This window comes from Micromonospora sp. NPDC005298, from assembly GCF_040607375.1.
Taxonomy (GTDB): Bacteria; Actinomycetota; Actinomycetes; order Mycobacteriales; family Micromonosporaceae; genus Micromonospora.
This window is the reverse complement of the sequence record NZ_JBEXGP010000001.1, coordinates 265622-290248: the sequence shown is the minus strand read 5'-3', so window position 1 is coordinate 290248 and position 24627 is coordinate 265622. Positions and strand designations below refer to the sequence as shown.

Annotated in this window: 24 protein-coding genes, 1 tRNA gene and 1 riboswitch; of the genes, 16 read left to right on the top strand and 9 right to left on the bottom strand. The window is 71.3% G+C overall.

From position 1 onward, the window contains the following. Window positions 1-81: 81 nt before the first annotated feature. The 9 genes from ABZS77_RS01420 to ABZS77_RS01380 all read left to right on the top strand — a co-directional run bounded on the left by ABZS77_RS01420 (window position 82) and on the right by ABZS77_RS01380 (window position 7769). Window positions 82-525 carry a DUF3307 domain-containing protein gene (locus ABZS77_RS01420; RefSeq protein ID WP_354815393.1) on the top strand — a complete coding sequence of 148 codons (444 nt, stop codon included), beginning with the start codon at window positions 82-84 and terminating at the stop codon, window positions 523-525. Between the two features lie 17 nt (window positions 526-542). Further along, a complete protein-coding gene (locus tag ABZS77_RS01415; RefSeq protein WP_354815390.1) occupies window positions 543-2678 on the top strand; it encodes a cell division protein FtsK in 2136 nt (711 codons plus the stop codon). 135 nt (window positions 2679-2813) lie between these two features. After that, complete coding sequence (locus ABZS77_RS01410) at window positions 2814-3086, top strand: hypothetical protein (RefSeq protein ID WP_354815387.1); 273 nt, start codon at window positions 2814-2816, stop codon at window positions 3084-3086. Next, a complete protein-coding gene (locus ABZS77_RS01405; RefSeq protein ID WP_354815384.1) occupies window positions 3086-3430 on the top strand; it encodes a hypothetical protein in 345 nt (114 codons plus the stop codon). The genes ABZS77_RS01410 and ABZS77_RS01405 overlap by 1 nt, the downstream gene beginning before the upstream one ends. Then, window positions 3430-3801 carry an RRQRL motif-containing zinc-binding protein gene (locus ABZS77_RS01400; RefSeq protein WP_354815381.1) on the top strand — a complete coding sequence of 124 codons (372 nt, stop codon included), beginning with the start codon at window positions 3430-3432 and terminating at the stop codon, window positions 3799-3801. Before ABZS77_RS01405 ends, ABZS77_RS01400 begins: the two co-directional genes overlap by 1 nt. Further along, window positions 3798-4973 carry a bifunctional DNA primase/polymerase gene (locus tag ABZS77_RS01395; protein WP_354815378.1) on the top strand — a complete coding sequence of 392 codons (1176 nt, stop codon included), beginning with the start codon at window positions 3798-3800 and terminating at the stop codon, window positions 4971-4973. Before ABZS77_RS01400 ends, ABZS77_RS01395 begins: the two co-directional genes overlap by 4 nt. After that, window positions 4970-6079, top strand: a complete 1110-nt coding sequence (locus tag ABZS77_RS01390; RefSeq protein WP_354815375.1) for an AAA family ATPase — start codon at window positions 4970-4972, stop codon at window positions 6077-6079. The genes ABZS77_RS01395 and ABZS77_RS01390 overlap by 4 nt, the downstream gene beginning before the upstream one ends. Before the next feature lie 242 nt (window positions 6080-6321). Next, the gene (locus ABZS77_RS01385; protein WP_354815372.1) at window positions 6322-6579 is read left to right on the top strand and encodes an excisionase family DNA-binding protein; all 258 of its coding nucleotides are present in this window, start codon (window positions 6322-6324) and stop codon (window positions 6577-6579) included. 2 nt (window positions 6580-6581) lie between these two features. Then, a complete protein-coding gene (locus ABZS77_RS01380; protein ID WP_354815369.1) occupies window positions 6582-7769 on the top strand; it encodes a tyrosine-type recombinase/integrase in 1188 nt (395 codons plus the stop codon). Between the two features lie 90 nt (window positions 7770-7859). Here the strand turns inward: ABZS77_RS01380 and ABZS77_RS01375 are convergent. Further along, window positions 7860-7933 (bottom strand) — tRNA-Gly (locus ABZS77_RS01375). Window positions 7934-8136: 203 nt separating this feature from the next. On the opposite strand from ABZS77_RS01375, the gene ABZS77_RS01370 reads away from it, so the two are divergent. Continuing rightward, a complete protein-coding gene (locus tag ABZS77_RS01370; protein ID WP_354815366.1) occupies window positions 8137-9120 on the top strand; it encodes a zinc metalloprotease in 984 nt (327 codons plus the stop codon). A gap of 70 nt (window positions 9121-9190) precedes the next feature. Here the strand turns inward: ABZS77_RS01370 and ABZS77_RS01365 are convergent, their stop codons facing one another. Continuing rightward, window positions 9191-9748, bottom strand: a complete 558-nt coding sequence (locus tag ABZS77_RS01365; RefSeq protein WP_354815363.1) for a pyridoxamine 5'-phosphate oxidase family protein — start codon at window positions 9746-9748, stop codon at window positions 9191-9193. 99 nt (window positions 9749-9847) lie between these two features. Here ABZS77_RS01365 and dcd point away from each other — a divergent pair, with 99 nt between their 5' ends. After that, the gene (gene dcd, locus ABZS77_RS01360) at window positions 9848-10426 is read left to right on the top strand and encodes a dCTP deaminase (RefSeq protein WP_354815360.1); all 579 of its coding nucleotides are present in this window, start codon (window positions 9848-9850) and stop codon (window positions 10424-10426) included. A 63-nt stretch (window positions 10427-10489) separates the two neighbouring features. On the opposite strand, the gene ABZS77_RS01355 is transcribed toward dcd, so the two are convergent. Further along, window positions 10490-11467: an NlpC/P60 family protein gene (locus tag ABZS77_RS01355; protein WP_354815357.1), complete on the bottom strand. Its 978-nt coding sequence runs from the start codon at window positions 11465-11467 to the stop codon at window positions 10490-10492. 76 nt (window positions 11468-11543) lie between these two features. Next, window positions 11544-11679: riboswitch (cyclic di-AMP (ydaO/yuaA leader) on the bottom strand. Between the two features lie 234 nt (window positions 11680-11913). Between ABZS77_RS01355 and ABZS77_RS01350 the strand changes: the two genes are divergently transcribed. After that, window positions 11914-13893, top strand: coding sequence for a peptidoglycan recognition family protein (locus tag ABZS77_RS01350; RefSeq protein WP_354815354.1), 1980 nt, complete (start codon window positions 11914-11916; stop codon window positions 13891-13893). Between the two features lie 68 nt (window positions 13894-13961). Here ABZS77_RS01350 and ABZS77_RS01345 read toward each other — a convergent pair whose 3' ends face one another. The 5 genes from ABZS77_RS01345 to ABZS77_RS01325 all read right to left on the bottom strand — a co-directional run bounded on the left by ABZS77_RS01345 (window position 13962) and on the right by ABZS77_RS01325 (window position 20307). Next, the gene (locus ABZS77_RS01345) at window positions 13962-14975 is read right to left on the bottom strand and encodes an NlpC/P60 family protein (RefSeq protein ID WP_354815351.1); all 1014 of its coding nucleotides are present in this window, start codon (window positions 14973-14975) and stop codon (window positions 13962-13964) included. Between the two features lie 167 nt (window positions 14976-15142). Continuing rightward, entirely contained in the window at window positions 15143-16144 is a 1002-nt protein-coding gene (locus ABZS77_RS01340) for a hemolysin family protein (RefSeq protein WP_354815348.1), read from the bottom strand. Next, the gene (locus ABZS77_RS01335; protein ID WP_354815345.1) at window positions 16137-17450 is read right to left on the bottom strand and encodes a hemolysin family protein; all 1314 of its coding nucleotides are present in this window, start codon (window positions 17448-17450) and stop codon (window positions 16137-16139) included. The genes ABZS77_RS01340 and ABZS77_RS01335 overlap by 8 nt, the downstream gene beginning before the upstream one ends. 116 nt (window positions 17451-17566) lie before the next feature. Continuing rightward, window positions 17567-19753: a (Fe-S)-binding protein gene (locus ABZS77_RS01330; RefSeq protein WP_354815342.1), complete on the bottom strand. Its 2187-nt coding sequence runs from the start codon at window positions 19751-19753 to the stop codon at window positions 17567-17569. A 290-nt stretch (window positions 19754-20043) separates the two neighbouring features. Next, window positions 20044-20307: a cell division protein CrgA gene (locus tag ABZS77_RS01325; protein ID WP_354815339.1), complete on the bottom strand. Its 264-nt coding sequence runs from the start codon at window positions 20305-20307 to the stop codon at window positions 20044-20046. Between the two features lie 222 nt (window positions 20308-20529). Between ABZS77_RS01325 and ABZS77_RS01320 the strand changes: the two genes are divergently transcribed. The 4 genes from ABZS77_RS01320 to ABZS77_RS01305 are packed head-to-tail and all read left to right on the top strand — an operon-like array spanning window position 20530 to window position 23933. Then, on the top strand, window positions 20530-21333 hold the full coding sequence (locus ABZS77_RS01320; protein ID WP_354815336.1) for a DUF881 domain-containing protein: 804 nt from the start codon (window positions 20530-20532) through the stop codon (window positions 21331-21333). Next, window positions 21330-22991, top strand: a complete 1662-nt coding sequence (locus ABZS77_RS01315) for a class E sortase (RefSeq protein WP_354815333.1) — start codon at window positions 21330-21332, stop codon at window positions 22989-22991. The genes ABZS77_RS01320 and ABZS77_RS01315 overlap by 4 nt, the downstream gene beginning before the upstream one ends. 4 nt (window positions 22992-22995) lie before the next feature. Beyond that, window positions 22996-23280, top strand: a complete 285-nt coding sequence (locus ABZS77_RS01310) for a hypothetical protein (protein WP_354815330.1) — start codon at window positions 22996-22998, stop codon at window positions 23278-23280. A gap of 2 nt (window positions 23281-23282) precedes the next feature. Next, the gene (locus ABZS77_RS01305; RefSeq protein WP_354815327.1) at window positions 23283-23933 is read left to right on the top strand and encodes an aminodeoxychorismate/anthranilate synthase component II; all 651 of its coding nucleotides are present in this window, start codon (window positions 23283-23285) and stop codon (window positions 23931-23933) included. A gap of 3 nt (window positions 23934-23936) precedes the next feature. On the opposite strand, the gene ABZS77_RS01300 is transcribed toward ABZS77_RS01305, so the two are convergent. After that, window positions 23937-24551 carry an ElyC/SanA/YdcF family protein gene (locus ABZS77_RS01300; protein WP_354815324.1) on the bottom strand — a complete coding sequence of 205 codons (615 nt, stop codon included), beginning with the start codon at window positions 24549-24551 and terminating at the stop codon, window positions 23937-23939. Window positions 24552-24627: the final 76 nt, after the last annotated feature.

Below are 24627 nucleotides of genomic sequence, written 5' to 3'. Positions count from 1 at the left end.
TGACGCGGCCACCCGCCGCCAAGCAAGCGCCGCGTCACCGGCCCTCCCATCAGTCACCAGACATCAGGAGAGACCTCCATCATGACTGCCGCGTTCGCTGCTGTGTTCGTCGCCCTGTTCGTCGCTCACCAGGTCGCTGACCACTGGATTCAGACCCAGCACCAGGCCGACTGCAAGGGCCGCCCCGGCTGGCCCGGCCGCATCGCCTGCGCCGCGCACGTCACCACCTACACGCTGACCGCGCTGGTCGCCCTCGCCGCCCTGGTGCTGTCGACCGACCTGGACGTCAGCCCCGGCAAGGTCGCCGCCGGACTCACGATTTCCGCCGTCACGCACTACATCGCCGACCGGCGCACCCCGCTCAAGCGCCTCGCCGACCTGTGCGGCTCCACGAAGTTCTACGCCCTCGGCATCCCGCGCCCCGGCCTCGACGACAACCCGTCGCTCGGCACCGGCTCGTACGCCCTCGATCAGTCCTTTCACTACCTGTTCCTGTTCGTCGCCGCCCTCGTGATCGCCGCCTGAGACCGGAGGACAACGCCGTGAACACGCCCAACCCCAACCCCGAGAACTTCGACTGGACCGCCGCCGAGGCCGACGTCGCCGAGGTGGTCGACCTGGACGCCAAGCGGGCACGCCGGGCCGCCGCCGAGGCGGGCACGCACTTCGAGGTGAACCTTGACGAGACCCCGCAGCGCGGCGGGATGCCGGTCGAGCCGCCGCCGGTCGACGCCTCGGGCAAGCGACCGATCGTGCCGGCCAACTGGTCGACGTGGCCGAACATCCGGCACAGCCTCGCGCAGGCAGCCGCCCTGACCGGCTACCGTGCCGGCTTCCACGCGGTCCGCGCACCTCAGTACGCCACCCTCGCCACCTTCTGGGCCGGGGTCGGCACGTTCCGGCTGATCGGCCGCCAGCTCAAGTGGTGGTGGGTGTCGGAGCAGTACGGGCTACGGCAGGCCGCCGCCGACGCCAACGACCCCGCCATGTGGCTCAAGCTGCACCGCGAGGTCAAGGCCACCCGCATGTGGCGCGGCATCGTGCTCGCCGCCGAGGCCGTTGCCGTGTGCGTCGGCGGCCCGGTGCTCTACGCCGTCGCCCCGGTGTGGGCGCTGGTCCTGACCGCTTGCCTGCTGGTCGCGTTCCTGGCACACATCGGCCGCCCGGAGGACCGGCGCATCATCACCCCGGCCACCGTCTCGGGCCGCTTCCGCCGGGTGAACCCGGACATCATCCTGCGGGCCTACTACGCCGCTGGTCTCGGACACCCGGACAAGGCGCACCAGCAGATCGGGTTCGGCTCGACCATGGCCCGTGACGCCTCGGGCACCGGTTCCCAGGTGTCGATCGACCTGCCCTACGGCAAGACGTTCGACGACGCGGTCAAGGCACGCGGCGCGATCGCCTCGGGCCTGGACGTCGCGGTCTCGCAGGTGTTCATCACCCGCGACCCGTCGTCGCACCGGCGGCACACGCTGTGGGTCGCCGACCGCGACCCGCTCGCCCAAGGGGCAGGCCGCACGCCGCTGCTGCGCTGCAAGCCCACCGACATCTGGCAGCCCGCTCCGTTCGGGCTGGACGAGCGCGGCAACAAGGTGAGCGTCGACCTGATGTGGAACAGCATCCTGATCGGCGCGCAGCCTCGGCAGGGCAAGACGTTCGCCGCCCGCGCGCTGGCCCTGTACGCGGCGCTGGACCCGTACGTGAAGCTGACTGTTCTGGACGGTGGCGGCAAGCCGGACTGGCGCAAGTTCGCGTTGGTCGCCGACCGGTATGCGTTCGGTCTGGCGATGACCCGTGACGGTGACCCCGCCGAGATCGCGCTCGAATCGCTGCGCGAGATCAAGGCCGACGTGCAGGACCGGTACGAGCGGCTGTCCAAGCTGCCGGTCGACATCTGCCCCGAGGGCAAGCTGACCCGCGAGATCGCCCGTGACCCGAAGTACCGGATGCCGGTGCGGCTGGTCGTGCTGGACGAGTTTCAGGAGTACTTCGACCTCGGCGACATCAGCAAGGAGATCGCGTCGCTGCTGGTCTACCTGGTCAAGGTCGCCCCGGCGGCCGGTGTCGGGTTCGTCGACGCCACCCAACGCCCCTCGGGCGTCGGCGGCGGGCAGGTCGCCACGCAGTTCATTAGCTTCCGCGACAACCACCAGGTCCGGTTCTCCCTGCGCACCGGCTCGTGGAACGTCTCCGACCTGGTCCTTGGGGCCGGGGCGAACTCCGAGGGCTACGACTCGTCGACGCTGCTGCCCAGCTACAAGGGCGTCGGCATCCTGCGCGGCGCGTCCGACGCCACCCCGACCGTGCGCACGTACCTCGCCGACGCCGACGACGCCGAGAAGATCCTGATCGCCGCCCGGAAGCTGCGCGAGGCGGCGGGCACGCTGTCCGGCATGGCGGCCGGCGAGGACGTCGCCCGGCAGGTCCGCGACGTGCTCGCCGACGTCCGCAGCGTGATCGAGCGCGGCGAGACCGGCGCGCAGTGGGAAGAGATCGCGGCCCGCCTCGCCGACCGGCTTCCCGAGGCGTACGCGGACGTGACCGCCGAGTCGGTTTCGGCTCAGGTCCGGTCGTTCGGTGTACGCAGCGTTGACGTCAAACGGTCCGGCAAGGCCCTCAAGGGAGCCAAGGCCGACGACATCGACGCCGCGATCACCCGCCGCAAGGCCGCCTGACCGGTCGCGGCCCACCCGCGACCGGTCGCGTCACCGCGACCCAACCCGCGACCGGCCTGGTCAGCGCAGACATTGACCGGTCGCGGGTTGCGTCGCCAGCCCTTCACGCCCAAAAACCGCCTCTGGAGGCTCACTGTGCCTGCCCTCGCCGCGACCGCGACCGCCGAAACCACCATGATCGGCGTGCTGATCCTCGCCGCCGTGATCGCAACGCTGTGTTACGCCCTCGGGTGCTGGCTCTGGCCGTTCGGAGCCTGCCGCAAGTGCTCTGGCACCGGCACCCGCCGTAGCCCGTTCGGCCGCGCGTTCGGCCTCTGCCGCCGCTGCCACGGCGACGGACGTCGCCTGCGCATCGGCCGCCGGATCATCAACAGCCTGCGCGAGATGCACGGCAAGGGCACCCGCTGATGGCCCGGACCATGGCCCGGTTCACCCGGACCGAGACGCCGCACACCACCTGGTGCACCCGCGATCACCGCTGCGGCGTGACCCTGCACCAGGCCCCCGACATCATCGCCGACGGGCCGCTCGGCGGCCGGGCCGTCATCACCCGGGTACGCGCCGCCGACGTCGACTACGCCGAGATCCGCATCCGCGTCCCGCTCGCCCGGACCGAGGACACCGCCCGGCGGCAACTCGGCCTCGTGCTGCACCTGTGCCGCGAACTGCTGACCGCTGTCGCTGCGATCCGGGCCGCCGCCCTGCGCGGCCGGGCCGCCGACCGGCCGGCGCTCGACAGGAGGGCCGGCTGATGTCGCGGATCCGGGCCGGCTACTGGGATCCCGACGCCGAGCGGTACGACGTCCCGACGTTCTGGTGGCAGGGTGCGCCGGACGGTTACGCCACCCGTAGGCAGCTCAGGGCGCGCGGCCTGCGGCCGGGCGGTCAGCCGGTCGCCGCGCAGATCCTCTGGCGGGGCGTCGGCGGCACGCGGACCGCGTACCTGTACCGGCTCGACCTCGCCCGGCCCAAGCGCACCGCCAGTCCCGCACAGCGGCGCGCGATCTCGGCCGCGCTGCGTGCCCGCCGCATCTGCCCGACCTGCGGCGAGCTGCGCGACTACTACATCCCCCGCTCGCTCGGCGAATGCCTCGACTGCCACGACGAGCGGCCGGGCCGATGACCGGCGGGCACTGGATCGGCGCAAGCAAAGCCCTCGGCCGCCTCGTGCCGACCGACCTGCCCTACCCGCACATCTGCGACCGCGCCGTCGCGGCCGAAGACACCGTGTCCGGTCAGCCGTTGCAGGTCGCCCGGTGGGAGAAGGCCCGCTACTGCGCCGCCTGCGCCAGCGAGAACTACCAGCGCGAACACCCGTCCGCACCCGACATCAGGAGGCCAAACCCCATGCCCGACAACGAATCCCTGCGCGACGTGGCTCTCGCCGCCGCCGCGCATGGCTGGCACGTCTTCCCCCTGCGGCCCAACGACAAGCGGCCCGCCTTCCCCGACCACCAGGCCGCCGACTGCACCGGCCGAGACCCGCGCTGCCGCACCGGGCACACCGGCTGGGAAGCTCGCGCCACCGTCGACCCCGATCGGATCCGGCGCGGCTGGGCCGGGACCCCGTACGGCGTCGGCGTCGCCTGCGGCCCGTCCGGGCTGGTCGTCGTCGACCTGGACGTCCGCAAGCCCGACCAGGTCCCGCCGCCCGGTTGCCCGTACCCGGCCGCGACGAACGGCGTCGACGTGTTCGCCGCGCTGTGCAAGGCCGCCGGACAGCCGGTGCCCCACGACACCTACACCGTGACCACCGGGCGGGGCGGCACCCACCTGTACTTCCGACACCCGGCCGACGGTCCGGCGATGCGCAACACGGCCGGAGAGCGCGGCAACGGTCTCGGCTGGCTGGTCGACACCCGCGCCCACGGCGGCTACGTCGTCGCAGCCCGAAGCACCGTCGCGGGCAACCCCTACGCCGTCGCCCGTGACCTGCCGGTCGCCGACCTTCCCGACTGGCTCGCCGAACGCCTCGCCCCCGCACCACTGCCGCCCCAACGCCCGGTCGCCGTCGACCTGCCGACCGGCCGGGCCGGCGCCTACCTGGACGCCGCAATCAACGGACAACTCGACCACCTCCGACGCGCCGCCGAAGGCGAACGCAACCACACGCTCTACGTCTCCGCGGTCGCCCTCGGCCAGCTTGCCGCCGGGGGAGCGCTGCCCGCCGACCAGGCCGCCGCACTGCTGGAACAGGCCGCACTGTCGATCGGCCTCACCCGGTTCGAAACGCTGCGCACGATCCGCTCCGGCCTCGCCGCCGGTGCCCGCCGCCCCCGGACGGTCGCCGCATGAGCGCCGTGCCGGCCAACCGGCCCGACCGCCCGAACCTGCACGTTGCCGGGCCGGACGACGCCGCCGAGGTTCTGTCGCCCGAGGCGAAGCGGCCCGCCCGGATCCGCACGTCGTGGACCGCCGCCGACATCATGGCGATGGAGTTCGCCCCGCCGAAGTGGGCCGTGCCCGGTGTGCTGTCCGAGGGCGTGAACCTGCTCTGCGGCCCGCCCAAGGTCGGCAAGTCGTGGATGGCGCTCGGCCTCGGCCTCGACGTCGCCCTCGGCGGCAAGGCGTTCGGCGCGATCCCGGTCGAGCCCGGCCCCGTGCTGTACCTCGCCCTAGAAGACACCGCCCGACGCCTGCAAAACCGGCTCGGCAAGGTTCTCGGCCAGCGCAAAGCCCCGGCAGGACTCACCCTCGCCACCGAGTGCCCGCCGCTGCCACAAGGCGGCGACCAGGCCATCGCCGCGTGGCTCGACCGCAACCCGAACGCCCGCATGGTCATCATCGACGTATTCGCCAAGCTACGCGGCCACTCCGCACCCGGCGCGTCCGCCTACGATGCCGACTACGCCGCCGTCGGCCGGGCAAAGAAGGTCGCCGACGACTACGGCGTCGCGTTCGTCCTGGTCCACCACGTCCGCAAGGCCGGATCCGACGACTTCCTCACCGAGGTCTCGGGGACCAACGGACTCGCCGGAGCCGCCGACGCCACCCTCGTACTCAAACGGGCACGAAACCAGGGTGACGGCGTGCTGCACGTGACCGGCCGCGACGTCGACGAGAACGAGTACGCCCTCACCTTCGACCCCGCCGCCGGTGCCTGGCAAATGCTCGACGGCCCGGCCGAAGATCACCAGGTCGGCGAAACCCGCGCCACGATCCTGCGCTTCCTCCGAGCCACACCCGGCAGCACGCCCAAGGTCATCGCCGAGGGGGTCGGACTCGCCTACGACAACGTCAAGCGCACCTGTCAGCGGATGCTCGCCGACGGGCAACTCGCCGCCGACACCGGCGGCCGGTACCGAGTCCCCGGTGTCTCCCCTGTCCCCGGTGTCCCCCAACCCGCCCTGAGCAGCGAAAACAAGGGGGACACCTCGGGGACAGCCGGACTCTGGCCGTGACTCTGCCGAACATGCTGAAACAGGGGCGTAGAGGGCTGTTTCAGCACAGAGCCGTACAAGACACCAGGACTCCCGAGATCTTGGCTCAGCGTGGCTCTCAGCGGGCCGCCGTACGGCTCCCTGTCAGCGCGGCCCACCACCCTCACCGAACCGCCCCCGCCGCCAGAGAGGCCGCTACCGGCGCTCTCAACGCCTTGCCGAACCACCCCTGATAGGCCCGCACTGCCCGGAAAGGACGCCCGATGGCTAAGCGGATCACCCAGATCGCGCCGGTTCTGAAGCTGCCCGCCGAGTTGCTGACCATCGAAGAAGCCGCAAGCCGCATCGGCATGAGCGTTCGCTACGTACGCCGCGCCGTTGCCGAGCGACAGATCGCATTTCACCGGCTCGGCCGCTCGATCCGGATCGACCCCGCCGACCTGGCCGCGTTCGTCCACGCCGGACGAGTCGAGCCCATGACCGCAGAGACCGTTTGGCGCGGATTGAGGAGTGTCGCCTGATCATGGCAAACCAAGAGGGACACCGCCGATTCGGCAACATCCGCAAGCGGGAGTCGGGCCGCTACCAGGCTCGCTACCCCGGCCCGGACGGGCGGATGCGCTCTGCTCCGCAGACGTTCGCCCGCAAGCCCGAGGCCGAGAAGTACCTGTCGCTGGTCGAGGCCCAGATGATGCGGGGCGAGTGGATCGACCCTGAGCGCGGCAAGATCCGGCTACGCGACTACGCCGAGCGGTGGATCGCCGAGCGGCCGAACCTGCGGCCCCGGACCGTGCACCTGTACCGCTGGACCCTCGGCAGGCACATCACGCCGCACCTCGGCGACATGCCGCTCAACCGGATCGACACGCCCATGGTCCGCGAGTGGCGGGCACGGCTGCTGGCCGACGGCGTGTCGGTGACCATGGCCGCCAAGGCGTACCGGCTGCTGCGCGCGGTCCTGATGACCGCCGTCAAGGAAGACGAACTGATCAGGGTCAACCCGTGCCGGATCGTCGGTGCCGACCAGGAGAAGGCGGCAGAGCGGCCCGTCCTCACCGTCCCGCAGATTTTCGAGCTGGCCGAGCGGATGCCGGAGCGCTTCCGGGCGCTGATCCTGGTTACGACGTTCGGATGCCTGCGGTGGGGCGAGGCAGTCGCCCTGCAACGGTGCGACGTCGACCTGTCGGCCGGCACGGTACGGGTGCGACAGGCGTTCGTCGAGCACCGGGGAACCGGCCTGATCCTCGGCCCGCCAAAGTCGCGGGCGGGTGTGCGGACCGTCGCCCTGCCCAAGGCGGCACTACCTGTGCTGAAACAGCACATGGGCAGTCACGTCGGCGAGGCACCCGAGGCGTTCGTGTTCACCGGCGAGAGCGGCCGGAACCTCTGGCGCGGCAACTTCAACAAGCTCGTCAAGTGGCCCGAGGCGGTAGCCGCGATCGGCGCGGCCGGGCTGCACTTCCACGACCTGCGGCACACGGGAAACACGCTCGCGTCGCGGGCACCAGGGGCGAGCCTGCGCGACATCATGGCCCGGATGGGGCACGACAGCCCGCGCGCCGCGCTGATCTACCAGCACGCCAACCGGGAGGCCGACCAGGGCATCGCCGACGCGATCGACAAGGCGGTCAAGGCGGCCCGGCGCAAGCCGAGCAAGCGCAAGGTCAAGCGGGTTGCCGAGGGCGACGAACCGACCGCCGAGGCGAGCTAATGGCCCACTAATGGCCCATCCCTGTTTCAGCATGACCTAGAACCACGGAAGCCCTGACGGGACATCGGTCCTGATCAGGGCTTCCGTGCGTGGAGCGGGTGACGGGAATCGAACCCGCACTGTCAGCTTGGGAAGCTGATGTTCTGCCATTGAACTACACCCGCAGGCGGCCCCACTGTACCCGAGTGGTCGGGCCGGTGCATCCAGGTACCCCCGTGAACCCGCCACGCCCACCCGCCTGGGAAGAAGTTTCCGGACGGCAACATATGGTCGTTCTCAAATGCGTCGATGGGTTGTAACGTCTGCCACACGTTGCCAGCCCTGGCGTGACACACCCCCTGCCGCGCCGCCAGAAAGAGGTGGGCCCATGGGACCCCGTCCCAACCTGCTGACCCGGCGTGTCGCCGGTGTCGCGTCGACGACCCTCGCGCTGCTGCTCAGCACCGCTGCGGTGGGCGTCGTTCCGGCTGCTTCGGCCTTCTCCGCGGCGCCCGGTGGCGCCTGCGCCGAGCCGGCCGACAGCCACTCCAACGCCCGGATGAAGCCCGGTGCGGCGGCCAAGCACGACCCGAACGAGCTGACCGCGAAGCAGGTCCGCGAGCGGGACGCGGACCTTGCGGCGGCGCTGCGCGAGCGCGCCAACTTCCGCACCGGCGCGGGCGCGACGGCGCTGGCCACGGTCACCATCCCGGTGGTGGTGCACGTGATCCAGGAGAACAGCACGCGGGCCGGCGGCAACATCCCCGACTCGATGATCACCTCGCAGATCACCGTGCTCAACCAGGCCTACGCCGGTTCGACCGGCGGTGCGGTCACCGCGTTCGCCTTCCGGCTCGACAAGATCAACCGGGTGACGAACCCGTCGTGGTACCCGATCGTGCAGGGCTCGTCGGCGGAGCGGTCGATGAAGTCCTCGCTGCGGGTGGGCGGCAAGAACACCCTCAACATCTACCTCGGCGAGCTGAGCAACAACCTGCTGGGCTGGGCGACCTTCCCGCAGCGCAACCTGAGCAGCATGGACGGCGTGGTCGCGCTGAACGAGTCGCTGCCGGGCGGCACCGCCACCAACTACAACCAGGGCGACACCGGCACCCACGAGATCGGCCACTGGCTGAACCTCTACCACACCTTCCAGGGCGGTTGCGGCGGCTCGGGTGACAGCGTCAGCGACACCCCGGCCGAGGCGTCGCCCGCGTACGAGTGCCCGACCGGGCGCAACACCTGCTCGGCGACCGGGCTGGACCCGATCACCAACTTCATGGACTACACCTACGACTCGTGCATGTACCAGTTCACCCCGGGACAGGCGAGCCGCATGATCACCGCCTGGAACGCCTACCGCGCGGCGTAACTCTCGCGCGTACACCCGGTGCCGGCTCCGTCACGACGGAGCCGGCACCGGCGTCTTTTCCGGCCCGTGGTCAGGCTGCCGTGCACTGGACGTCACGGCTTCGACGGGTCGGCCGCGCCGGCGGTACGGCGACAGGCGCGGAAGCCACCGGCGGAGCGTGCGGGTCCAGCCAGACCTGCACGGCCGGCCGGCCCGGCGTGAAGCCCGGAATGCCCGCGACGGGCTGCTCGCGGCGGGTCAGCATCGCCACGTCGACGGTGAACTCGAACAGCCGCCAGTCGACGTGCGGCTCGGCCCGGGCGCCCTGCGCCAACCGGGCCAACTGGGCCGGGTCGGTCACCGGCCGGGCGTGACCCGCCACGTACGCCTCGTCGTCGCTCTCCTCCGGCGGGAACGAGTGCAGCGCGTAACGGCCGTCCCGTTCGAGGTCACGGCGCTTCGGGGAGTCGATGACGAAGCAGAACAAGCCCTCGTCGGTGATGACCGGGGAGACCGGATGGACCCGGGGCCCGCCGTCGGCGCGGACCGTGGCCAGGTAGCCGAAGCCCGGCCCGTACTGCTGGAGGAGAACGCGGATCCCGTCGGCGAGTCGGGGCTCGTCGGCGGCGAATTCGGACCAGGAAGCCATGTGGGCATTCTATCGAACAAATGTACGACCAGCGACCTCGACGCGCTGGTCACCAGCACCGAATCCGGGCGTCGTGCGCGGCGCGGCTATGGTGGTCCGATGCTGCTCTCCGACCGCGACCTGGTCTCCGAGATCAAGGCCGGCACGCTGGGCCTGGAGCCCTTCGAGCCCATGCTGGTCCAACCGTCAAGCATCGACGTGCGACTCGACCGGCTGTTCCGGGTCTTCAACAACCACCTCTACACCCACATCGACCCGGCGATGCAGCAGGACGACCTGACCTCGGTCGTCGAGGTGCCCGACGGCGAGCCGTTCGTGCTGCACCCGGGGGAGTTCGTGCTCGCCTCGACGCTCGAGGTGATCTCGCTGGGCGACCAGCTCGCCGGCCGGCTGGAGGGCAAGTCGAGCCTGGGCCGCCTCGGCCTGCTCACCCACTCAACCGCCGGCTTCATCGACCCGGGCTTCTCCGGGCACGTGACGCTGGAGCTGTCGAACGTGGCGAACCTGCCGATCACACTCTGGCCCGGCATGAAGATCGGTCAGCTGTGCATCTTCCGGCTCTCCTCGCCGGCCGAGCACCCGTACGGCTCGGCGGTGTACGGCTCGCGCTACCAGGGTCAGCGGGGGCCGACGCCCAGCCGGGCCTGGCAGCACTGGCGCACCTGGCCGACACGCTGAATTCCGCACGACGAGGGCCCGCCGCGAAACGGATCGCGACGGGCCCTGTGCGTTCACCCCTGATCAGCCGGGGCGGCCGTAGCTGTGGATCGGGCCGTCGTCGACCTTCTTCATCTTGACCGGCTGACCGGCCTGGGAGGCGTGCACCACCCAGCCGTTGCCGACGTACATGCCGACGTGGTGGATGTCGCTGTAATAGAAGACCAGGTCACCGGCTCGCAGTTCGGAGCGGCTGACGTCCTTCGTGACGCGGCTCTGCGCGGCGGCGTTGTGCGGCAGGCTCACGCCCGCCTTGGCCCACGCGGCAAGCATCAGCCCGGAGCAGTCGTACGAGTTCGGACCCTCGGCACCCCACACGTAGGGCTTGCCGATCTGCGCGCAGGCGAACTTCACGGCCGTGCCGGCGCCACCGCCGGGGTAGCTCGCCGGGCAGGGCGCGGGACGCAGCGACCCGCCGCCCCCGTTGCCGTACACCTTGAGGCGCAGCTTCTGGAGGCGGTCGATCTCCTCGTTGATCTGCTTCTTCTTCGCCGCCAGCTGGGCCTCGGTACGGGTCAGCTGCGACACCATCTCGTCCAGCGGGGCCTTCTTCGCGGCCAGCTCGTCGCGCAGGTCGGCCACCTCGCGGACGTCCTGCTGCTGGTTGTGCGCGAAGCGGTCCAGCATTTCGAGCTGCCCGACCACCTCGCTCGGCGACCGGCTGCCGAGCACGGCGTTGACGGTGGAGACGTTCTCGCCCTTGTACGCGCGCACGGCCAGGGCGCTGACCTTGTTCATCGCGGCGTCGACCTGACGCTCCAGCGGGGCGATCTGGGCGGCCAACGCGTCGGCCTGCTTGCGCTTGGCGGCGAGGTCGATCCGGGTGGCGTTGTGCCGTTCGATGATCGGTTCGAGTTTGTTCCAGTCGGCGTCGATCTGGCGTTCGATCTCGGCGACGGACGGGTCGGCGTGGGCCGCGGTGGCGCTGCCGGTCAGGACGACGGCGACGCCGGCCAGTGCGGCGAGAGCGGTGGTGAAGCGGGACCAGCGTGGACGCGGCACGATCGACGTCGGACCGGCTGGCGCCGACCGCTCGGACGACGGCCGCGGGGCATGGAGTGCCACCGGGGTTCCGTTCTCCTTCTTCCTGACCGCCTACCGGGTTAGCTGACGGGTTCGGGCGGGAAGTTGGCGCCCTACCGCAGTGGCTGCGGATTCACCCCGGGGGACGTGGGTCCCCGGTTCGCTCGGAAGCGACTCGGCGGTGTCGGTCCGTTACCGCCCGGGCTGGGCGGACCTGCTGTCGGGCCGACAAATGACCAGAGTAGAGACGCCCGTTACCGATCCGCAACCCGTGCGGCCGTGACACTCCGTACCGATTGGAGAGAGTCACAGGCTGTACGCGAAGATTTCTTTCCGAACGCTTCGACAGATGGAAAGGTATTGACGCGGACTCCCGCGCGGCGCGAAGGTGACCTCACCTTCAACCGTGAAATCTAGGGGGTTCGATGCACCGTCCAACCCTGTCCGTCGGCCGGCGCGCCCTGCTCGCCGCCGCCGTGGTCGCCGCCTCGACCGCGGTACCGTCACCCGCCGGCGCCGCCGCCGCACCCGCCCCCGACCGCCAGCAGCAGTACGCCGCGGCGGCCACGGAGTACGGCGTGCCGACCACCGTGCTGCTCGGTGTCTCCTACCTGGAGTCCCGCTGGGACAGCAACGCCGGCACACCGAGCACCAGCGGCGGCTACGGCCCGATGCACCTGACCGACGCCCGACACGTGGCCGCCCTGCCCGCACGCGGCCACCACGACACCGGCACCGAGGACCCGCGCGGCGACGACTCCCGACCCGCGCTGGCACCCGCGACCGCACCCGCCGAGGATCCCGCGCCGCCCCCGGCCGCCTTGCAGACCGTGGACGCCGCAGCCGCGCTGACCGGCGTGGCACCCGAGTCGCTGCGCACCGACACGAACGCCAACATCCGGGGCGGGGCGGCGCTGCTCGCGTCGTACCAGCGGGAGTTGGGCGCTCCGGTCGGAGCCGGCACCGACCCGGCCACCTGGTACGGCGCGGTGGCCCGCTACGCCGGCGCGGACAGCGCCGACGCCGCGGCGGCCTTCGCCGACGAGGTCTTCACCACGATCAGCGCCGGCGAGTCCCGAGTGACCGACGACGGCCAGCGGGTCACGCTGCCGGCCAGCGCGGTACGACCGGAGCGCTCCTGGCTGGACCGGCTGGGCCTGCGCCGCCTCGCCCGCCCGGACGGGCTGGAGTGCCCCCGCACCATCTCGTGCGAGTGGATTCCCGCGCCGTACCAGGCGTTCGGCGACGGCGACTACGGCAACCACGACCTGTCCGACCGGCCCGCCCGGCAGAAGATCGAGTACATCGTCATCCACGACACCGAGGCGAGCTGGGCGACCACGCTGAAACTCGTCCAGGACCCGACCTACGTGAGCTGGCACTACTCGCTGCGCTCGGTGGACGGGCACATCGCCCAGCACGTCAAGACCAAGGACGTCGGCTGGCACGCCGGCAACTGGTACGTCAACGCCAAGTCGATCGGCCTCGAGCACGAGGGCTTCGCCGCGCAGGGCACCTGGTACACCGAGGCGATGTACCGGACCTCGTCGAAGCTGGTCCGGCACCTCGCGCTGCGACTGGGCATCCCGCTGGACCGCCAGCACATCATCGGCCACGACAACGTGCCCGGCACCGTCGCGTCGACCGTACGCGGCATGCACTGGGACCCGGGACCGTACTGGGACTGGACGCACTACTTCGACCTGCTGCACGCCCCGCGGCTGGACACCGGCACCCCGGCCACCGGCCTCGTCCGGATCGACCCGGACTACGCCACCAACCAGCCGGCGTTCATCGGATGCGTCACCCCCGGCGTGCCGTGCACACCGCGCGGCTCCTCGTCGGTGGTGCTGCGCAGCGCGCCGTCCGCCGACGCACCGCTGGTGAACGACATCGCGCTGCGCCCCGACGGCACCCCGAACACCATGGAGGTGTCCGACCACGGCGCCCGCGCCTCCGCCGGGCAGACGTACGCCCTCGCCGGCCGGCAGGGCGACTGGACGGCCATCTGGTACCTCGGGCAGAAGGCCTGGTTCCACAACCCGGCGTCCGCGCCGACCGCGAGCTGGACCGTCGGCGTGGTTGCCGTCCCGAAGCCGGGCCGAGCCACCATCCCGGTGTACGGGCGGGCGTACCCGGAGGAGGCCGCCTACCCCGAGGGTGTGCCCTACCAGACCATCTCGCCGTTGCAGTACACCCTGGCCGCCGGGCAGCGGTACTCCGTCGGCGCGGTGCTGGCCGGCGAGTACTACCGGGCCAGTACGTTCGACGGCTCCTCACCCGGCGACTGGACGGTGATCCGCGGCAAGAACCGGTACGCGCAGATCCAGTTCGGCCACCGCATCATGTACGTCAACCTGGACGACGTGCAGTTGCTGCCGTCCCCGGTGGGCGCACCCCGCTGACCGGCAACCCCTGAGAAACCGCGACGGCCCCCGGTCAGTGACCGGGGGCCGTCGTCGTGCCTGGTGGATCAGCCGGGTCTGCGGAACCCCGCGACCGGCATGTTGTTGATGCTGGTCACCTGCACCGGCTTGCCGGCGCGTGGCGCGTGCACCATCAGGTCGTTGCCGAGGTACAGGCCGACGTGGTGCAGGTCGCTGAAGAAGAAGACCAGGTCACCGGCGCGGGCGTTGCTCCGCGAGATCGCCTTGCCCTCGTTCCACTGGTCACCGGTGTGGTGGGTCAGGTAGATCCCGGCCGACTTGTACGCGTACTGGGTCAGCCCCGAGCAGTCGAACGAGTTCGGACCGGTGGCACCCCAGACGTACGGGTCGCCGACCTGCTGGCAGGCGGTCTTGATCGCCTTCTGCGCGGCGGAGCTGGCCACACCGTTGATGGTCGGGCAGCCCTCGGTCTTGATCGTGGTCTTCGGCAGGGACGCCTCGAGCTGCTTGATGTCGGTGTCGATCTGCTTCTTCTTCGCGGCCAGCTCGTTCTGCTGCCGGGTCTGCGTGGTGATCAGCGTGTCGAGCTTCTGCTTCTCGCCGTCGTACTTGGCCCGCACGGCCAGCACGCCCTCGACCTGCTTGCGCTCCTGCGCGGCGAGCCGGTCGAGAACGGTGAGCTGCTCGGTGAGCGTGTCCGGCTTGGCGCTGACCAGCAGGGCGCCGATGTCGTGCGACGGGCCGGAGATGTAGTAGCGGGAGGCGAGGTCACCGACCCGGTTGAGGGCCAGCTCGCTCTGCAGCGCCAACGGCTCGATCTTCTTCTGGAGGTCCGCCGACTTCTGCCGGTTGACCTTCAGCTGCGAGCGCACCTTGTTGTACTGCTCGATCGTGGGCTCCAACTGCTCCCACTTCTTGTCGATCTGGGCCTCGATCTCGTCGACCGTGGGCTCGGCCTGCGCCGGCGCGGCGAGCACACCGGCACCGACGGCCGCCGCGGCGACCAGGACGAGCAGACGGTGGGCGACCCGGCGCAGCCTGCCCGGTCGCGCGGACAGTCCCGGGGCGTGACGATGAGGGGGCATGGTTGCCACCGGCATCGACTCCTTTGCAACCGACCGCCGGGCGCCTCGCGTGAGGGAAGGGCCGAGGCAGACGACCCACAGCGGTCGGTGCCCCACATTAGGGAAGCGTCGGACCGGAATCAAGGCGAACCTCGTCACGGTGACTGTCGTGCAACCGCTTGCACACCAAGGGTATTGGTCGATCAGCCAACGATTGCCGTCAATACGTCATCGAGGGTCACCACACCGAGTGGAATCCGGCCATCACTGACCAGCACCATGTGCCGCCGTTCGCGGCGCATCGCGAGCAGCAGATCCGCCAACGTACGCTCCGGCGGTACCACCGCCAACGGCCGGTACACCTGCGCCGGCACCGGCGCCCGACGACCGTGACCGGCGTAGCCGAGCACATCCTTGACGTGCACGAAACCGAGCACCCGCCGGGTCGACCGCTGCACCACCGGAAAACGGGACCGACCCGTCCGGGTCGCCAACACCTCGAGCGACGCCGGCGAGACGTCCTCGGCCACCGTCACCACAGTCGACCACGGCTGCAAAGCATCCGCCGCCGTCCGATCGTGCAGGGCCAACGCCCCCGTGATCCGGGCGTGCTGCTCCGCGTCCAACAGCCCCTCGGTACGCGCCTGGGAGACCAGACCCGCCAACTCCTCGGCGGTGAACACCGTCTTCACCGCCTCGGACGCCTCGACCCGCCAGAACGCGAGCACCCGGCGGGCCGCCCACTTCATCGCCAGCAGCAGCGGCTTGGTGGCCACGCAGAACGCCAGCATCGCCGGGCCGAGCCACAACGCGGAGACCTCCGGGCCCGCGAGCGTGATGTTCTTCGGCACCATCTCACCGACGACCGTGTGCAGGAAGACCACCACGCCCAGCGCCAGCACGAACGCCACCGGGTGCACCGCCCGCTCCGGCAGACCGGCCGCGTGGAACGGCGGCTCCAGCAGATGCGCCAGCGCCGGTTCGGCGATCGCACCGAGACCCAGCGAACAGACCGTGATGCCGAGTTGCGCACCGGCGATCATCAGCGGGATCTGGTTCATCGCCGACAGCGCCCACCGGGCCCGCTTCGAGCCGGCCGCCAACGGCTCGATCACCGTACGGCGGGACGCGATCAACGCGAACTCGCTGCCGACGAAGAACCCGTTGCCCAGCAGCAGCACGACGGTCACCAGCAGCTCAGTCATCGCCGTCCGGATCCGCCGGGCGCAGCACCCGGACCTGCTCGATCCGGTGCCGCTCCACCTCCACCACGGTGAACTCCCAACCCTGCTCCTCGACCGTCTCGCCGGCCAGCGGGATGTGCCCGAGCCGGGCCATGAGGAACCCGGCCAACGTCTCGTACGGGCCGTCGGGCAACCGGAACCCGGTCTGCTCGGCCAGCTCGTCGGACCGCAGCACCCCGTCCACCAGCACGGTGCGTTCCCCGCCGGGCACCGTCAACCCGACCGGGTCGACGTCGTCCACTGTGGCCGGATCGAACTCGTCGGCGATCTCACCGACCAGCTCCTCGACCAGGTCCTCGACCGTCACCACGCCGTCGGTGCCGCCGTACTCGTCGACCACGATCGCCAGGTCAGCGCCGGCCGACTTCAACGCGGCCAGGACGCCGTCCAGGTTGAGGCTCTCCGGCACGTACACCGGCTCACGGGCCACCGAGCCAACCATCGTCGACCCCCGCGCCGCCAGGGGCACACCCAGCGCGTCGGGCACGCCGGCCACACCCGTGACCAGGTCGAGGGTCTCCTCGTACACCGGGAAGCGCGTCCGGCCCGTCCGCCGGGACTCCTCCAGCAGCTCGGCCACGGTGGCCGTGGCCCGCAGCGCCACCACGTCGACGCGGGGGGTCATCGCCTCGGCCGCCCGCTTGTCACCGAAGCGGATGGTGCGGCGCAGCAGCATCGCCGTGTCGGTGGGCAGCGCGCCCGCCCGGGCCGAGATGGCCGCCAGCAGGCCCAGCTCCTCCGGTGAACGGGCGCTGGCCAGCTCCTCCTGCGGCTCCACGCCGAGCGCCCGCACCAGCCGGTTCGCCGAGCCGTTCAGCCCCCGGATCAGCCAGCCGAACGTGCGGGAGAAGGCGTGCATCGGGCCGGCGGTGGCCAGCGCGGCGGGCATCGGCCGGGCCAGCGCCGCGTTCTTGGGCACCAGCTCACCGAAGAGCATGGAGAGCAGGGTGGCCAGCGCCAGCGCCAGGAACGGCGTGAACCGCTCCGTGTCGTCCCCCGCGACCGGACGCAGCACCGGGGTGAAGATCCGCGCCAGGGCCGGCTCGGCCAGGTAACCGGTGAGCAGCGCCGTGATGGTGATGCCGAGCTGCGCCCCGGAGAGCTGGAAGGACAGCTCACGCAGTGCGGTGCGTACCGTCAGAGCGGCCTGGTCGCCGGCGGCGGCCCGCCGGTCGATCTCCGCGCGGTCGACCGTGACCAGGGCGAACTCGGCCGCGACGAAGAACGCGTTGCCCGCGGTCAGCGCGACGAAGCCGACCAGGGGCAACAGCGTCGTCCAGAGTAGGCCGTCGATGTCGCCTCACCTCGGCGAGATTCTTGCACGACGACGGCGGCCCGTAGGGGCCGCCGTCGTCGATGGTCGGATCTCAGGTGTACGCGGCCTCAGCCGGCGACCTTGTCCCCCTGCGGCTGTTCCGGCTTGACCGACCGGAGCAGCACCGTGGCCACGTCGATCACCTCGACGTCCTCGCCGGCGCCCTTGCCGTTGACGCCGTCGCTGAGCATCGTCGAGCAGAACGGGCAGCCCACCGCGACCGTCTTCGCGCCGGTGGCCATGGCCTCCTCGACGCGGTCCACGTTGATCCGCTTACCGATCTTCTCTTCCATCCACATCCGGGCGCCGCCGGCGCCGCAGCAGAAGGAACGCTCGCTGTTGCGCGGCATCTCGGCGATCTCGCCGGCGATCGCGTCGCCGAGCACCTCGCGCGGCGCGGCGAACACCCGGTTGTGCCGGCCCAGGTAGCAGGGGTCGTGGTAGGTGACCCCGCCGTCGACCGGCTGCACCGGCGTGAGCTTGCCGGTGGAGACCAGGTGGGCCAGCAGCTGGGTGTGGTGGACCACCTCGAACTCGCCGCCGAGCTGGCCGTACTCGTTGCCCAGGGTGTTGAAGCAGTGCGGACAGGTCGCGACGATCTTGCGCTTGGCCTTCTCCCGACCCTCGAACGCCTCGTTCAGCGTCTCGACGTTCTGCTGGGCGAGCATCTGGAAGACGAACTCGTTGCCGATCCGCCGCGCCGGGTCACCGGAGCAGGTTTCGCCCTCGCCGAGGATCGCGAACTTCACGCCCGCCTCGTTGAGCAGTGTGGCCACCGCCCGGGTGGTCTTCTTGGCCCGGTCCTCGAACGCGCCGGCGCAGCCGACCCAGAACAGGTACTCGAAGTCGTCGACCTCGCCGACCCGGGGCACCTCGAAGTCCAGGCCCTTGGTCCAGTCCTCGCGGGTGTTCTGCGGAGCACCCCACGGGTTGCCCTTGTTCTCCAGGTTGCGCAGCATCACGCCGGCCTCGGAGGGGAAGCTCGACTCGATCAGCACCTGGTAGCGGCGCATGTCGACGATGTGGTCGACGTGCTCGATGTCCACCGGGCACTGCTCGACGCAGGCGCCGCAGGTGGTGCAGGACCAGAGCACGTCCGGGTCGATGACGCCGCCCTCCTCGGCGGTGCCGATCAACGGCTTGTCGCCCTCGGCCAGCGACAGGACGTCCAGGTGGGCGAGCTGCGCCTGGGCGGCCTTCTCCTCGCCGGTGAGGTCCTTGCCGCCGCCGGCCAGCAGGTACGGCGCCTTGGCGTACGCGTGGTCGCGCAGGCTCAGCACGAGCAGCTTGGGCGACAGCGGCTTGCCGGTGTTCCAGGCCGGGCACTGCGACTGGCAACGACCGCACTCGGTGCAGGTGCTGAAGTCGAGCAGGCCCTTCCAGCTGAACTGCTCGACGTGGGCGACGCCGAACTGGTCCTTCTCCGGGTCCGCCTCCTCGAAGTCGAGCGGCTTGCCCTGGCTCGTCATCGGGCGCAGCGCGCCGAGGCCGGAGCCGGCCGGCTTGGCCGGCTCGCGCTTGAAGAAGATGTTGGGGAACGCCAGGAACCGGTGCCAGGCGACGCCCATGGTGACGTTCAGGGAGATGACGATCAGCCAGGTCATCGAAATGATGATCTTGATGGCGGCGGCGACGCTGACGCCGTCCTCCCAGTCGGGCAGGACCGCGCCGACGGCGTGGCTGACCGGGGTGGCCCAGAACGGGAACTCGAAGTGGTCGGTGGCGACCTTGAAGCCCCGGATCACGAAGCCGAAGATCAGGACCAGCAGCACGATCCACTCGACGAAGTAGCCCTGCCACATGGTCGAGCCGGTGAACCGGGAGCGACCACCCGGCCGGTTCGGGCGATTGCGCAGCCGGATCGCCATCAGCACCAGGATGCCGACCAGACCCAGCACGCCGATGATCTCGGTGACCAGACCGAAGATCGTCCAGTGCCCGATGATCGGCAACCCGCCGTCGGTGGTGGCCACCTCGAAGTACGCCTCGAGCACCAGCAGCGACAGGACGACGAACCCGACCATCACGAACCAGTGCGCCGCACCCACCACGCTCCACTTGAGCATCCGGGTGTGGCCGGCGGTCTCCACGAGCATGGTCTTCGTCCGGGCACCCTTGTCGGCGAACCGCTCCGGCGCGGGCTGGCCGAGCCGGATGACGGCCGTCATCTTCAGGACCGCACGCACCGCCAGCCACACCGCCACGGCGGTGATGCCGGCCGCGAGGATCGTGGTGACGATCTGGACGCTGCCCATCGAGTTGGCCTCCCCGGTCTGCTGGCTGTCGAGCGGCTCGGCGACCGGGGCCGGATCAGGGCGGAGACGGCGTCACGCCGTTGCCGCACCCACGCCGGACCGGTCGATGACCTCGCTCCGCTCGGTCATGCAGTGCAGCCTACGCGCAAGGTTACCCAGCAGTAACGTGAGTCATCTCGCATCCGGCAACGCTGCCCTGCGGACACCATAGGGTGCCCCGCCCGGTCCCGCCGGGCAGGGGCACGCGGGGTGACGTGGATCGTCCCGGCAACTCGGTGCCGGAGTCGACCTCAGCGCCAGCGGGAGAGCAGCACCAGCGAGGCGACCATCGCGCCGAAGCCCACCGCGAGGTTCCAGTAACCCCACGACATGACCGGGTACTGCTGCTCGGAGAGGTAGTAGACGACAAGCCAGCCGATGCCGGCGACGATCAGGGCGACCGCGGTGACCGGCAACCACACCGGGCTAGGCTTGCGCGACGTCGACGCCGTCGTCGGACGCACGTCCGTCGGCGGGGTGTACACCTTCTTCTTGCGGACCTGTGACTTGGGCACGACGCTCTCCAGAGGGGGTGACGACCTCGTCCGGCCTGACAACCGGGCGCGGGGGCGACGGTCCATGGCCAATAATGTTCGAGAGCTAGCGTAGTCCGGAACGCCCGCCCGGACCACGAATGGGGTCAGGCCGGTGCACGGAGTGACCGAAAAAGGCGGGACTGTTCGCATCACCGGCCGGCCCGGAGCGGACCGACCCCCGACACGCGGAAGGAACGCTCGGTGGAGTACACATCCGGCGCTGCCTCCTGGCAGAAGGCCCTCCGACGGGCCGGCGCCGGGCTGCTGCCCGGACGACCGCGTCAACGTCGACCGGGCTGGTCGATCGGTGTACCCCTGATCGCCGCCGCGGCCGGCCTGCTCTTCACCACCTCCGCCACCACCGCCGACGGCACCGCGCTGCGCGAGGACCGCCGACCACAGCTCAACCAGTTCATCGAGGACCGCCGCGAGCAGGTCGCCGGAAGCGAACGCCGGGCCGCCGAGCTGCGCGGCGAGGTCGAGCAACGGACCGACGCGCTCGCCGACTCGGACGGCCCGATCAAGGCCCAGCGGGACCGCGCCACCGGCAACCTCCAGGCGGCCGGCTTCACCGCGCTCGCCGGCCCCGGGGTGACCGTCGAGCTGAACGACGCGCCGCAGTCGGACAAGGCCCACCCCGATGCCAGCAACGACGACCTGGTGGTGCACCAGGGCGACGTCCAGGCGGTGGTCAACGCGCTGTGGGCCGGCGGGGCGGAGGCCATGTCAATCATGAACGTCCGCGTGCTCGCGACCAGCGCGGTACGCTGCGTCGGTAACACCCTGCTGCTCCACGGGCGGGTGTACTCCCCACCGTTCAAGATCGTAGCAATCGGCGATCCCGCTGCCCTTCAGCAGGCCCTCGCCGGTTCCGAGGGAGTCCGGTTGTTCAAGGACGCAGTCGACGACTACCAGCTCGGTTACAAGGAGGAGGCCGTCGCCAGGGTGACGGTGCCGGCGTTCGAGGACTCGACCGCCCTGCGCTCGGCTACGGTGCCCAGGTGAGCGGCGCGGACGGGCGACACCGGGACCAGGCGGACGAACCCACCGCGTTCCTGCCGAAGGTCGACCGGCCCGAGCCGCCGGCCCGGCCCGGCCCGGCGAGCAACTGGCCCACACCCGAGCTGCCGTCCCGCCCCCGGGCCACGCGCCCACCCGCCAGTCCCGAGCCGCCGGTAGCCGCGCCGCCGCCCGCCGCCGTTCCGCCACCGGCCGCCGTTCCGCCACCTGCCGCCGTGCCCCCACCGGCCGCCGTGCCGCCGCCCGCTGCCGTGCCGCCGCCCGCTGCCGTGCCGCCGCCCGCTGCCGTGCCGCCGTCGGTTGCCGCGCCGCCGCCCTGGCCGGGCACCCCGACAGCCGGATCCGGCCGTCCCCCCGCGACCAACCCCGGTCGACCGACCGCGCCCAACCAGGGCCCGGGACGCGCGGGCCGCCGCGGCGACCTGCCCACCCGTACCCCCGCACCAGGGGCGTCGAGCCGCCCACCGGCCACCGGTGGCGCAGCAGGCCGACCGGAGGCCACACCGACCCGCCCAGGTACGCCCGCGGGGCCGCCGCCCCGGCCCGCCACTCCCGGCCCCGCGATCCGACCGGCGGCCACGGAAGCTCCGATCCCGGCGGGTGGCGACGCGCCCACCGCGTTCATCCCCAAGGTCGGCACCGGGCCGGCACGGCCCACCACCGCTCCGACCTCACCGGCCGGCGCGATCCCCCCGGCCGCGCCCAAGCGCGCCGCCGACCCGTCCGCCACCGCCCTGATCCCCACCGTTCCCGGCGGCTCGTCCGTCCGGCCGCCGGCCATGGACTCGACGGCCCTGATGGGCGCCGTGCCCCGTACGCCGACGACCGGCGACCCGACCGGCGCCAGCGACAACCCCGCCGAGCCTCCCCGGCCCCGCCGCGGTGAGCGGGTGGTCCAACTCCGGCCGCACCAGACCGGTGAGGGCTACAAGAGCGTCTACTCGGAGCTCACCCGCCCGTCGTTCGCCTCCCGACTGCGTACCGGCATCCGGATCTCCGGCGAAGTCCTGATCACCTTCGGCCTCGTGGTGCTGCTCTTCGCCGGCTACGAGGTGTGGGGCAAGTCGGCGATCGTCGACGCCCACCAGAACGACCTCAGCAGCCAGCTCGCCGAGGCGTGGGCGCCGACCGACTCGCCGACGGTCGCCCCGTCGGCCGCCGCGCCGAGCGCCAAGCCGTCCCCGCCGGTGCGCGGCAAGCCGATCGCGGGCCTCTACATCCCCAAGCTCGACAAGAACTGGGTGGTCGTCGAGGGCGTCACCCAGGCCGACATCCGGTACGCCCCCGGCCACTACCCGACCAGCGCGATGCCCGGCCAGATCGGCAACTTCTCCGTCGCCGGCCACCGCAACCGGGCCACCTTCTGGCGGCTCGACGAGCTCGACGACGGCGACGCGATCGTCGTCGAGGGCAAGACCGACTGGTACGTCTACCGGGTGGCCCAGACCCGGATCGTCCGGCCGACGCAGGTCGAGGTCGTTGCGCCGGTGCCCGGCGAGCCGGACAAGAAGCCGACCAAGCGGATGCTGACCCTCACCACCTGCAACCCCAAGTTCGACAACTACCAGCGGCTGATCATCCACGCCGAGCTGGACCGGACCCAACCCAAGTCGGCGGGCCGCCCGGCCGAGCTGGGAGGCTGACCCGATGTACGCGTTCATCTGGCGCAAGCTGCCCTTCGGCCTGCCCGGCAAGCTCGCCGGTTCGGTGCTGCTCGCCGCCGCCACGGTGGCTCTGCTCTGGTACGTGGCCTTCCCGTGGGCCGAACCACTGCTGCCCTTCGACGACGTGCAGGTCACCCAGGATTCCAACGTTCCCGGTGACCCCGGCGGCGGTGACGCCGTGACCGGTGAGACCCCGGCCGGCGACGAACACGACCTGCCGTACGACACCGACCAGAACAACCCCGCGCCGCCCTCCCCGAGCAGGTGACCATGCGCGTCCTGGTGATCGACAACTACGACTCGTTCGTCTACAACCTCGTCCAGTACCTCGGCCAGCTCGGCGTGGAGTGCGAGGTCCGCCGCAACGACGAGATGGACGTCGCCGAGGTGGGCCGGGTGGGCGCGGCGGGTGTCCTGCTCTCACCCGGGCCGGGCAGCCCCGACCGCGCCGGCATCTGCCTCGACGTCATCCGGGAGTACGCGGGCAAGCTGCCGATCTTCGGCGTGTGCCTCGGGCACCAGGCGATCGGTGAGGCGTTCGGCGCGACCGTCGACCGCGCACCCGAACTGCTGCACGGCAAGACCTCCGAGGTACGACACCGCTCGGTCGGCGTCCTCGCCGGTCTGCCGGATCCGTTCACCGCCACCCGGTACCACTCACTCGCGGTGCTGCCCGAGACGCTCCCCGACGACCTGGAGGTCACCGGCTGGACCAGCTCCGGCGTGGTGATGGCGATGCGGCACCGGACGCTGCCCATCGAGGGCGTGCAGTTCCACCCGGAGTCGGTGCTCACCGAGGGCGGGCACCTGATGCTCGCCAACTGGCTGGCCGGCTGCGGCCACCCCGAGGCGCTGGAACGCGCCCCCTCGTTGGCCGCCGAGGTCGACGCCCGCCGCCGGGCCGCCTTCGCCGCCGCCTGAGGGTCAGCTTCCCCGCAGCGCGTCCTGGACCGCCGGATCGGCCGGCGAGCGGACCGCCGGTGACCGGTCACGGACCGCGTCCCACGCCGCCTTGCCGCTGGCGAAATAGTCCCGGGTCGACTTCTCGACGAGCAGGGCGCGCCCGCACCCGGGGCAGGCGGCCCGCACCCCGTCCGCGTCGAGACCGAGATGCCGGCACAGCGTCACCGCCCGGGACAGGTGGTAGGACTGCGTGACGATCAGCGCCCGCTCGACGCCGTACACCTCGCGGGCCCGGGCGCAACTGTCGTAGGTGTCCAGGCCGAACGGGTCGGCCACCACCCGTTTCGGGTCGACACCCAGCTCGGCGAGGTGCGACGTCATCGCCGCCGTCTCGTCACCCGACGCGCCCCCACCGTCACCCGACACCAGGACGACCCTCGCTCGCCCGCTGGTCACCAGGGCCGCGGCGGTCTCCAGGCGGCCGGCCAGCCGTTCGCCCGGCCGCTGCCGATCGGCCGCCACGGCGGTGCCGAGCACGATCACCACGTCGGCCGTGGGCGCGTCGGCCGCGTCGTACACGTGGCCTCTTGCGGAGATCGTCGTCCACAGCCACGGCAGACTGACGAGCAGCAGCACGACGGCACCCAGAACGGCCAGGCGTCGCAATCGCCGCCGCCACCGTCGCACCGGCCGGACATCGTCACTCACACCG